This window comes from Vibrio sp. 1F263, from assembly GCF_041439035.1.
Classification (GTDB): domain Bacteria; phylum Pseudomonadota; class Gammaproteobacteria; order Enterobacterales; family Vibrionaceae; genus Vibrio; species Vibrio tasmaniensis_A.
Genome location: NZ_JBGONI010000014.1, coordinates 85,983 through 95,623 on the forward strand (window position 1 = coordinate 85,983; position 9,641 = coordinate 95,623).

A 9,641-nucleotide genomic window follows, 5' to 3' on the forward strand; every position below is an offset into this window, starting at 1 on the left:
TTTCCAATGTCTACTGCATTTTACATCCCTACAATCAACTTCATGGGTACTGGCTGTTTGAAAGATGCTGCTGATAGCATTCAGTCTCAAGGCTTCAAAAAAGGTCTGATCGTAACGGATAAGATCCTTAACCAAATTGGCGTGGTTAAACAGGTACAAGACCTACTTAGCCAACGTGGCGTAGACGCAGTTGTATTCGACGGTACTCAACCAAACCCAACCATCACTAACGTGAACGATGGTCTTGAGTTACTAACTGACAACGATTGTGATTTCGTTGTTTCACTAGGTGGCGGTTCGCCACATGACTGTGCAAAAGGTATCGCTCTGGTTGCCTCTAATGGCGGCAAAATTGCAGATTACGAAGGCGTAGACCAGTCTGAAAAGCCAATGATGCCTCTAATTGCTATCAACACAACAGCAGGTACAGCTTCTGAAATGACGCGTTTCTGCATCATTACTGACGAAGCTCGTCACATTAAGATGGCTATCGTTGATAAGCACACAACACCGCTTATCTCAGTAAACGATCCTGAGTTGATGCTTGCTAAACCTGCATCACTAACGGCAGCAACAGGCATGGATGCGTTGACACACGCAATCGAAGCTTACGTTTCAATCGCAGCAACGCCAATCACAGACGCAGTTGCGATTAAAGCAATCGAACTTGTGCAAGCACATCTAAGAACAGCAGTAGCGCACGGTGAAGACATTGAAGCTCGCGAGCAAATGGCTTACGCACAGTTCATGGCGGGGATGGCATTCAACAACGCTTCTCTTGGCTATGTTCATGCAATGGCGCACCAACTGGGTGGTTTCTACGACCTTCCACACGGTGTATGTAACGCTATCTTGCTACCACACGTTCAACGTTACAACGCTCAAGTTTGTCCAGATCGTCTACGTGATGTTGCAAAAGCGATGGGTGTGAATGTTGAAGGTATGACAGCAGAGCAAGGCGCAGAAGCAGCTATCAACGCGATTGTTCAACTAGCAAATGACGTGAACATCCCAACAGGTATTGCTCAACTGGGTGCTAAATTGGAAGACATCCCGACTCTGTCTGACAACGCTCTTAAAGACGCTTGTGGTTTCACTAACCCTAAACAAGCGACTCACGAAGAAATCTCAGCGATCTTCGAAGCGGCAATGTAATCTAGCGACAATTTATTCGAGCTAGAAACACGCGGCTCTTGCTAAAAATAAACAGCTAACACAAACGGGCTCACCTTCTGAGCCCGTTTTTTATCTGTCCAATCCCTTTCAAATATTTCTCTTCCCTACTCCCAAGAGCCGCTAATCAATAGCGACTCACCACTAAAAAGTCGCATTGTTGCGATCGCTTGGTTATAGTCAAACTATTGATATATAGAATGACAAACAGGTTCCATTGAGTCGTTGGATAGTTAGCACCTCATTATTAGCTTCACTCGTTGCCCACTCCGCTCAAGCAGAGGAACAAAATGAGTGTCACAGTCAACCGCTAGAAGACGCCCCTGTCGAAAAGGCCTACCACTACCTAAACAGTAAATTTTGCCAACCCGCATTATGGTTTGACAGTTTCTTTGTCGATGACCGCATTACCGAAGATGCTCGAGCGGGCACTTCTGTCCGTTGGTACAACGATTTTATTTACTCAGAAGGTGGTGACGTCGACTACTCAACCAAGCTCAACGCACGTTTACATCTTCCCTTTGCGAGTAAGCGCCTAAAATTAATCTACGAATCTGTCAGCGATGAAGAGTTCTTTGATTTTTTTCCACAAGATTCAGAGGAATTAGAGAGCGCACTCGGCCTTCGTTACGATGCTTATGCGAAGGGTTACAGTAGCTTCAATATTAAAGCGACACTGCGTCCGCGTATTGAAGCTCGTTATCGCTTTACCTACCCTCTCACTACCGATGCCGTATTCAGGCTGACCCAACGTGTGTATCAAGAAAAGCAAGAAACTGGCGAGATCACCGATATCGATTTTGATCTTTCTTTGAGTGATGACTTCTTAGCGCGATGGTCGAACTTTGCAGGTTATAACGACGACCTTAAAGGCTGGGAGTACGGTACGGGGCTAACTTTGTATCACTATCTTTCTCAAGACCAAGCTCTGCAATACAGCGCGACGATTGCAGCAACCAGCGAGCCGTATAACCACTACGAATACTCACAGGTGTCGATAACCTACCGAGAAAACGTTTGGAAAGAATGGCTGTTCTACGAATTGATTCCGCGCTACCAATGGGAGCGAGAGCCCTATGAGAAACATACCGAAGAAGCCAACATCACCCTTAGGCTTGAAGTCTTGTTCAACAATGTCTAGTGGAACTAGTATCTAGTGAGTGTTTGTGAGATTGGGGCATCGTTAGATCGAAAACGAGGCACAAAAAAGCACATCATGTGATGTGCTTTTTCAGTTCTATATAAGGCTTAAACTGTAATCTTAACCTTTGTAATTTCTTACTCGCGCCGCTTCTGCTTCACGTTTATCGACAACTGTCTTACCGATTGGCGCCAGCGAGATAACCGCGAGCTTAAGATGTTGAATCGCGAACGGAATACCAATGATGGTAATGAAACACGCCACAGCTGACATGATGTGACCGATTGCTAGCCAGATACCCGCAAATAAGAACCAAATCACGTTACCAATCACGCCTAACGGGCTCGTACCGATGTCCATTTCATTGGTCAGCTCGTCACGCGAAATCGCTTCCTGACCAAATGGGAAGAATGAGAAATTACCCATAACAAAACACGCTCTACCCCATGGAATACCAACGATGGTAAGGAATGCGAGCAGTCCGAAGAACCACCAAGCTAGTCCCATAAATACGCCACCGAACAGAAACCAAATGATGTTTCCTATTGTTTTCATTCTGTATTCTCCAAATCTTGTAATACTGTTTATTTCATATGCCGAGTAAGGCAATACTTGTTCTAATAGGTTCATTATTGTTGAACCTTTATGAACCGTTTATGAATCACTTACATTTTATGTGATTGATACACGCCACGAAACGTCAAATCCGCATGGGGCTCATCGATTTTATTTGATACCATGCTCTTAGATTTTTAGTACCACAAAGCTAAACAGCTACAATAGCTACAACAACTAATTGAAGGCCGAATTTATGAACAACACTGAGCAACCTAAAAAGAAAATGAAAAACTGGGTGCCAATCGTCTTCTTCGGACTTCTCAGCACAGTCCCAGTGTTCATGTTCTTAGTCGACGTGTACATCAACCAGTATATGTAACAGAGCCGGACATCCTAGCTATATAAATGGATATAAGAACCCTTTCCTGTATCCATTTCAGTTCCAATTAGATCAGTTCTTCTTCAGCCAGCTCTTCCGTGATCAAATCAGCTCTTCGCTAATAAAATCTAGAATGTCTATCAGCTCATGATCAGGCAGATTTAGTAAGTTATCCCCTACATACCATTCAATCTTACATTGGTTTGGCAACTCACTGATCGCTGGGTTTCCTATCCAAATCTTGTGTTTCTTCGCGATGTTATCTCTCACAATAATGCCGTCTTCATAGCTCACAGGTAAATAGAGGTGAAGCATGTTGACCTGCGGTTGCTGCGGATTAACAGTGAACTGAGGATAATCTAATAAGATTTGGTAGATCTGTTTTGTTCGCTCAAACAGCGATGGCATCAACTCTAATCGCTCATCAAACTGCATTGCAGCTGAAACCACATAAGGCGTTCGGTGATAAACATTGCCGCCTTGACGCTTCATCCACGCAGATGCTTTCGCCACAAAGGCTTTATCACCCAGTAACAGTGAACCACCGAGGCCGTTCAGCCCCTTATAAAGCGAAACATAGGCACTATCAAAACCCTTAGCAATTTCGCTGTATGGTTTTTGGTAATACGCGCCGCATTCCCACAAACGCGCACCATCCATATGAAGGTGAATTGATTGTTCTTTGCAGTACTGCTTAATCGCTTCAAGCTCATCCCATTCTGGTAATTGGCCGCCGATTTCACGCATGGGTAATTCATATAGAGCGGCTGCAATCTCATCAGGCCACGCCTTTAAGTCATCAACATTCCAAGTGCGAAATACGTTGCCGACTGGAAGTACATTGAAGCGGTTTTGGAGCTGATACCCTTGGCGTTCATGACGCATAATATGACTCGATTCATGCATCGCCACTACAGGGTTTCTTTTCTCTTGGCACGCAATTTCTAATGCTGTGGGTTGATTCATGGTGCCGGTAATCACAAATACAGCCGCTTCATAACCTAGCAGTTCCGCGACTTTGTTTTCGAAGCTCTCGATTAACTCACCATCGCCGTAGCTATCATGGCTCACATTGTGTGTCTCACACCATTCAGCCATCTGAGCGAATGTTTGTGCTGGAGTCGGTTCTAGGTGACCGGAAAGCAACAAATCACATTGTTGACGCAAGTCCATGCTCATAGTTTTTCCTTTATTCATTATCGTTCTATGTAGGGTTATTGGATTATTTACGTTACCCACCAACGGTGACATAAAATGCCCATATTCGCTTTTACTATTCGTGAATAATTAGTTTTACTCAGTCATCGGTGGCTTGTGCCGGAAATACTCAAATTGACGGATGTTTTATATAATTAAGTACCTAAAAATACACGCATCTAAATAGATAAGTATGGGCTAATTCGTTGTTGTTCAACCATTCTTCTATTATTGTATATCTATAATTCCAATAAATATTATTCGTTAATGGACAAAGAGGGCTATATGTCGAAAAATCGAGTCTTGGTGCTATTCGCCCACCCTTCTCAGCATCGCTCTGAAGCTAACAAACCCTTATTTGAGCAAGCCAAACGCATTAACGGGGTTACCTGTGTCGACCTCTATGCTGAGTACCCAACCTTCAAGATCAATATCGACCGTGAACAGAAACGCCTGTTGGACCATGACATCATCATTTTTCAGTTCCCACTATATTGGTACTCAACACCGGCGATTCTTAAAGAATGGCAAGACCTCGTCCTAGAATACGGATTTGCTTACGGCACCGACGGTAATGAACTGCAAGGTAAGAGCTTGTTATGCAGTGTCACCGCTGGCGGCAAAAAAGAGGCTTATCAAACTGACGGTTATAACCACTTCACCATCCGTGAACTGCTTCACCCAATCGAACAAACGGCGTCTTTGTGCGGCATGAACTACTTGGCTCCATTGGCATTGTTTGGTTCACGGACTGCGTTAGAAGAAGGCCGAATTCAAGATCACGTAAATAGCTACAAATCACTTTTAGAGGCTTTTGTTGCGGGCGAAGTCGACCTTAAAAAGGCAAGCAAGGCTGAAAAGCTAAACCATTATGTCGATGAAATGATGAGCAGAGGTTAGATCATGACAGGATATTTTCTACAAGCATTTATCTATTTGCTCGCGGCAGTCATCGCCGTCCCTATCGCCAAGAGGCTTGGCCTCGGCTCTGTGCTTGGCTACCTGATTGCGGGTGTAGTGATTGGTCCAATTATTGGATTAGTTGGCGAAGAGACCACGACCATTCAACACTTTGCCGAATTCGGTGTGGTGATGATGCTGTTCTTGGTCGGGCTTGAGCTTGAGCCGAAGATGCTTTGGGCAATGAGAAACCGCCTTATGGGGCTCGGCGGCCTACAAGTTGGTGGTACTACCGCGATTGTAATGGGGATTGCCCTGTTCTTTGGACAACCTTGGACGATCGCGCTGACTATCGGTTTGATCTTCGCACTGTCATCTACCGCGATTGTTCTCCAAACCTTTAATGAGAAAGGGCTCTCCAAGACAGAAGGCGGCAAGAATGCTTTCTCTGTCTTACTGTTTCAAGATATTGCCGTCATCCCTATGTTGGCATTCATCCCTCTATTGGCGTTGCCAGAATTAATTGAAGCTGCACAAAGCGCGGTCGCTTCGGCTTCTGATCACCATGAAGAGTTAAGTCTTGTTGCTGGCCTACCCGGCTGGGCTTATGGCCTAGTGATCACTGCATCGATTGCGATTGTTGTGGTCGGCGGACACTTCTTGAGTCGTCCACTGTTCCGCTTTGTGGCAAGCTCAGGCCTACGTGAAATCTTTACTGCAACCGCACTGATGTTGGTTATTGGTATTGCTGCACTAATGAGCCTTGTTGGCTTATCTCCTGCGCTTGGTACCTTCCTTGCCGGTGTGGTATTGGCGAACAGTGAATTCCGCCACGAGCTTGAGTCTAATATCGACCCGTTTAAAGGGCTGCTACTTGGCTTGTTCTTTATTACCGTCGGTGCGGGCATCAACTTTGATGTTCTATTCAACGACTTTGGTTTGATCATTGGCCTCACTCTTGGCGTTATGCTACTTAAAGCCTTAGTGTTATTTACATTGGCGTTAATCTTCAAAATTAGAAACAGTGACCGTTGGCTGTTTACATTGAGCTTGGCGCAAGCCGGTGAATTTGGTTTTGTACTACTTAGCTTCTCGGCTCAAAACCACGTATTGCCAGCTGATATAGTTCAAACTCTGTCGCTGGTTGTTGCCCTTTCAATGTTCCTAACTCCAGGCTTATTCATTCTATTTGATAAAGTGATACTTCCTCGTTACGAGCAAAAGTCTAACGACCGAGAAGCCGATACTATCGAAGAGAAAGGTACGGTGATCATTGCTGGTATTGGCCGATTCGGTCAAATCGTTAACCGCTTACTGGTGTCGAATGATGTCAATACTGTGGTTCTGGATCACCAAGCCAACCAAGTCGACTTGTTACGCTCTATCAATATCAAATCTTACTTTGGTGATGCGACTCGTCATGACTTATTGCATACCGCAGGAATCGAAGAAGCGGCAATGCTTGTCGTCGCGATCGATAACCAAGACTCTAGCGTTGAATTGGTGAAGTATGTTAAACACACCTACCCTAATGTGAAAATCTTAGCGCGTGCGTTCGACCGTGGTCACAGTTACCGCCTACGAGAAGCCGGTGCAGATTCTGTAGTCTCAGAAACGTACCACTCGGCACTCGAAATGGGCGCAGATGCTTTACGCTCTTTAGGGCACCACCCATTCTTTGTTGAACAACAGAAATCGACGTATCAACGTGTTGAGAGCCGTAAGTCTGAAAAACTCTACCAAGCTTGGTCTGAAGCGGAAGAGAACCCACGTTACGACAACAACTACCGACAAATCTTCATTCACCTTGAAGAAGCAATGAAAGAAGACATGAAAAAAGACCGTTCAGACAAGCACTCTCGCTCAGAACGAGGTTGGACACCGCCACCGAAAGGCTATGCAGATGGCTTTGAGGAAGAACAAACCTAAGCAGAGCTCAAATTCGAGGTTAACAACCACTCAAAAAGCGGCTTTCGGGTCGCTTTTTCATTCTCCAAATACGAATAGCACGACCGATGAAGCCAAAACACGGAACCTAAATCAGATGAACCACGACATTTATGTGATCCAGTTATAATTTTCAATCTCAAGCTACCCGTCAAAAATGAATTCACTTTTTACATTTATAAAACATTACCTCTCCACATAAACCATACCGTCAATGTGGGTATATATGCATTCTTTTAAGCCCTTCAGTCGTCGTTCTAATTCGTAGCGACCATCCTCTAACGTTTGAGTTACATTGCATATATCTAAACACGCCTCACAAGTCGCCACTAAAGCATTCACATCGCCAATAATTAACGCTCCGCACTCACAAATTCAAACCATAAAAATTAACACAAACGTTTCAAAGTATGTCTATCGTTACAATTTGTAACGAATACCAGTTGTCGGTATAGTCCTGCACTTCAAAAAGTGAGGCGGTTGCGCTCACCTTAAAGGAGATATAATAATGATTACTAATGATGCAGTAATAATGGGCATGTTAGCTGTTATTCTTGGCGGTGTTTTTATCACGGAAAGTAGCCAAAATAGCGCTCTGAAAAAATTCTACTCGTTCGTTCCGGGTCTATTGCTCTGTTACTTTGTTCCTTCTCTATTGAATAGTTTAGGCATCATCGATGCGTCAAACTCAAAGCTATACTTCGTTGCAAGTCGCTACCTATTACCGAGTGCACTCGTTCTTCTGATCATCTCAGCAGACCTTCGTAAAATATTTGGCCTTGGTTCTAAAGCCGTCATCATGTTCCTAACCGGTACTGTCGGCATTATCATTGGCGGGCCTTTAGCGATTCTAATTATCGACCAAGTTAACCCTGACCTTGTATCTGGCGATGTATGGCGCGGCCTTACAACAGTGGCTGGCTCTTGGATTGGCGGCGGTGCAAATCAAGCAGCAATGAAAGAAGTGTTCGAGGTTGATGACCAGTTATTCTCTGCAATGATTACGGTTGATGTTATCTGTGCGAACATTTGGATGGCCGTGTTACTTATCATGGCAGGTCGCCAAAAGAAGATTGATGCATGGTTAAAAGCAGACACATCATCTATCGAAGAGCTAAAAGAGACGGTTTCTAAATACCAAGAAGAGAACGCTCGCCCAACAACCACAACAGATCTAATGAAGATCACGGGTATTGCGTTTGGTCTTACCGGCCTAGCTCACTTATTCAGTGACCTAATCGCACCTTGGATCTCGACCAACGCTCCAGAACTCGCGAAATACAGCCTTACATCAGGCTTCTTCTGGTTAATCGTAATGGTGACAACGTTCGCGCTCATCGCTTCATGCTTCAAATCTACACGCAGCCTTGAGCACAGCGGCGCGTCTAAAGTTGGTTCAGCGTTCATCTACATCCTAGTTGCAACCATCGGTATGCAAATGGATGTGACGGCTATCTTAGACAATCCAGGCTACTTCTTCATTGGTATCACATGGCTAACTATCCATGCCATTCTAATGATTGTGATGGCGAAGCTTATCCGTGCACCACTGTTCTTCATGGCTGTCGGTAGCCAAGCTAACGTTGGCGGCGCAGCATCGGCTCCTATCGTAGCAGCTGCATTCCACCCAGCACTGGCGCCAGTAGGTATCCTAATGGCGGTACTTGGTTACGCACTCGGTACATACGGCGCTTACATCTGTGGTCTCATCATGCAGGCTGCGGCGGGTTAATAGAATCGCTTCAATCCAATAACACAAAAGGCTGAACGATGATCGTTCAGCCTTTTTCGTTTCTAAAACTGTATTTCAAATAACGGCTTAATCGAACAAAGACGCCAGCTTATTTTCAACAACTGGGCTGATATTAAAGCTCAACATAAAATCTGGACGCGTTTCTTCGTCTTTCTCAAGGTAATAGTTCGCTTCAATGCCAAACTTCCAAGGACGTCCGTTCAACACAGTAGTCTTGCTTACGCTTATATTCAACGGAATTTCCGCCTGATCCTTATTCCAATCATACGAGAATGTCGGCGCAGAGCGGCTTTGTTGCGTAATTCAGTTTAGAGACAGAGCAGCCCCATTTCGTTCGTTTCTTAGTCAATACGGCAAGTTTCAGGCATACCTAACCCAGTGAGCTTGTTCAACGCTTTTATCATCGCGTAAGTTTCTCCCACTTGTGCATTGTAATTTCTTAAACTTAACGACCACCAAATAACTGTTTAACTCGATACATCGCTGTTTCTGACAGGGAGCGTTTGTGGTAACCATACCGCTCTTTCCAATACTTATTTGAGCCATATAACTTCTGGCAACCTACTGCGAGATTTCGGGGATGACCCCGCTCC

General features: G+C 44.7%; 8 protein-coding genes and 2 pseudogenes. 6 read left to right on the forward strand and 4 right to left on the reverse strand.

Annotated elements, in window-relative coordinates; all coding sequences use genetic code 11:
• The first annotated feature begins 6 nt into the window (after positions 1-6).
• Positions 7-1,155, forward strand: coding sequence for an L-threonine dehydrogenase (gene yiaY / locus ACED25_RS11460; RefSeq protein WP_012600397.1), 1,149 nt, complete (start codon positions 7-9; stop codon positions 1,153-1,155).
• Between the two features lie 235 nt (positions 1,156-1,390).
• Positions 1,391-2,314, forward strand: coding sequence for a hypothetical protein (locus ACED25_RS11465; protein ID WP_371695300.1), 924 nt, complete (start codon positions 1,391-1,393; stop codon positions 2,312-2,314).
• A gap of 120 nt (positions 2,315-2,434) precedes the next feature.
• Here the strand turns inward: ACED25_RS11465 and ACED25_RS11470 are convergent, their stop codons facing one another.
• The gene (locus tag ACED25_RS11470; protein ID WP_004730224.1) at positions 2,435-2,869 is read right to left on the reverse strand and encodes a YccF domain-containing protein; all 435 of its coding nucleotides are present in this window, start codon (positions 2,867-2,869) and stop codon (positions 2,435-2,437) included.
• Positions 2,870-3,125: 256 nt separating this feature from the next.
• Between ACED25_RS11470 and ACED25_RS11475 the strand changes: the two genes are divergently transcribed.
• Positions 3,126-3,251, forward strand: coding sequence for a hypothetical protein (locus ACED25_RS11475; RefSeq protein ID WP_017060906.1), 126 nt, complete (start codon positions 3,126-3,128; stop codon positions 3,249-3,251).
• 102 nt (positions 3,252-3,353) lie between these two features.
• Here ACED25_RS11475 and ACED25_RS11480 read toward each other — a convergent pair whose 3' ends face one another.
• Positions 3,354-4,430 carry a low specificity L-threonine aldolase gene (locus tag ACED25_RS11480; RefSeq protein ID WP_371695301.1) on the reverse strand — a complete coding sequence of 359 codons (1,077 nt, stop codon included), beginning with the start codon at positions 4,428-4,430 and terminating at the stop codon, positions 3,354-3,356.
• Positions 4,431-4,733: 303 nt separating this feature from the next.
• Here ACED25_RS11480 and ACED25_RS11485 point away from each other — a divergent pair, with 303 nt between their 5' ends.
• The 3 genes from ACED25_RS11485 (at position 4,734) to ACED25_RS11495 (ending at position 9,027) form a co-directional block, all read left to right on the forward strand.
• Entirely contained in the window at positions 4,734-5,348 is a 615-nt protein-coding gene (locus ACED25_RS11485; RefSeq protein ID WP_371695302.1) for an NAD(P)H-dependent oxidoreductase, read from the forward strand.
• A gap of 3 nt (positions 5,349-5,351) precedes the next feature.
• Positions 5,352-7,277: a monovalent cation:proton antiporter-2 (CPA2) family protein gene (locus tag ACED25_RS11490; RefSeq protein WP_371695303.1), complete on the forward strand. Its 1,926-nt coding sequence runs from the start codon at positions 5,352-5,354 to the stop codon at positions 7,275-7,277.
• 526 nt (positions 7,278-7,803) lie between these two features.
• Positions 7,804-9,027 (forward strand): DUF819 domain-containing protein, encoded by a 1,224-nt coding sequence (locus ACED25_RS11495; RefSeq protein ID WP_009845595.1) that lies wholly within the window; start codon positions 7,804-7,806, stop codon positions 9,025-9,027.
• Positions 9,028-9,114: 87 nt separating this feature from the next.
• On the opposite strand, the pseudogene ACED25_RS11500 reads toward ACED25_RS11495, so the two are convergent.
• Together ACED25_RS11500 and ACED25_RS11505 are read right to left on the reverse strand one after the other, a co-directional pair.
• Positions 9,115-9,333: pseudogene (locus ACED25_RS11500) on the reverse strand (hypothetical protein); the annotation flags it as partial.
• Positions 9,334-9,389: 56 nt separating this feature from the next.
• Positions 9,390-9,641: pseudogene (locus tag ACED25_RS11505) on the reverse strand (IS5/IS1182 family transposase); the annotation flags it as partial.

Excerpts from the sequence above, each read along its gene's own strand:
- ACED25_RS11475 (WP_017060906.1), top strand. The coding sequence starts at position 3,126 with ATGAACAACACTGAGCAACCTAAAAAGAAAATGAAAAACTGGGTGCCA.
- ACED25_RS11485 (WP_371695302.1), top strand. The coding sequence starts at position 4,734 with ATGTCGAAAAATCGAGTCTTGGTGCTATTCGCCCACCCTTCTCAGCAT.
- ACED25_RS11470 (WP_004730224.1), bottom strand. The coding sequence starts at position 2,869 with ATGAAAACAATAGGAAACATCATTTGGTTTCTGTTCGGTGGCGTATTT.
- ACED25_RS11490 (WP_371695303.1), top strand. The coding sequence starts at position 5,352 with ATGACAGGATATTTTCTACAAGCATTTATCTATTTGCTCGCGGCAGTC.
- yiaY (WP_012600397.1), top strand. The coding sequence starts at position 7 with ATGTCTACTGCATTTTACATCCCTACAATCAACTTCATGGGTACTGGC.
- ACED25_RS11495 (WP_009845595.1), top strand. The coding sequence starts at position 7,804 with ATGATTACTAATGATGCAGTAATAATGGGCATGTTAGCTGTTATTCTT.
- ACED25_RS11480 (WP_371695301.1), bottom strand. The coding sequence starts at position 4,430 with ATGAGCATGGACTTGCGTCAACAATGTGATTTGTTGCTTTCCGGTCAC.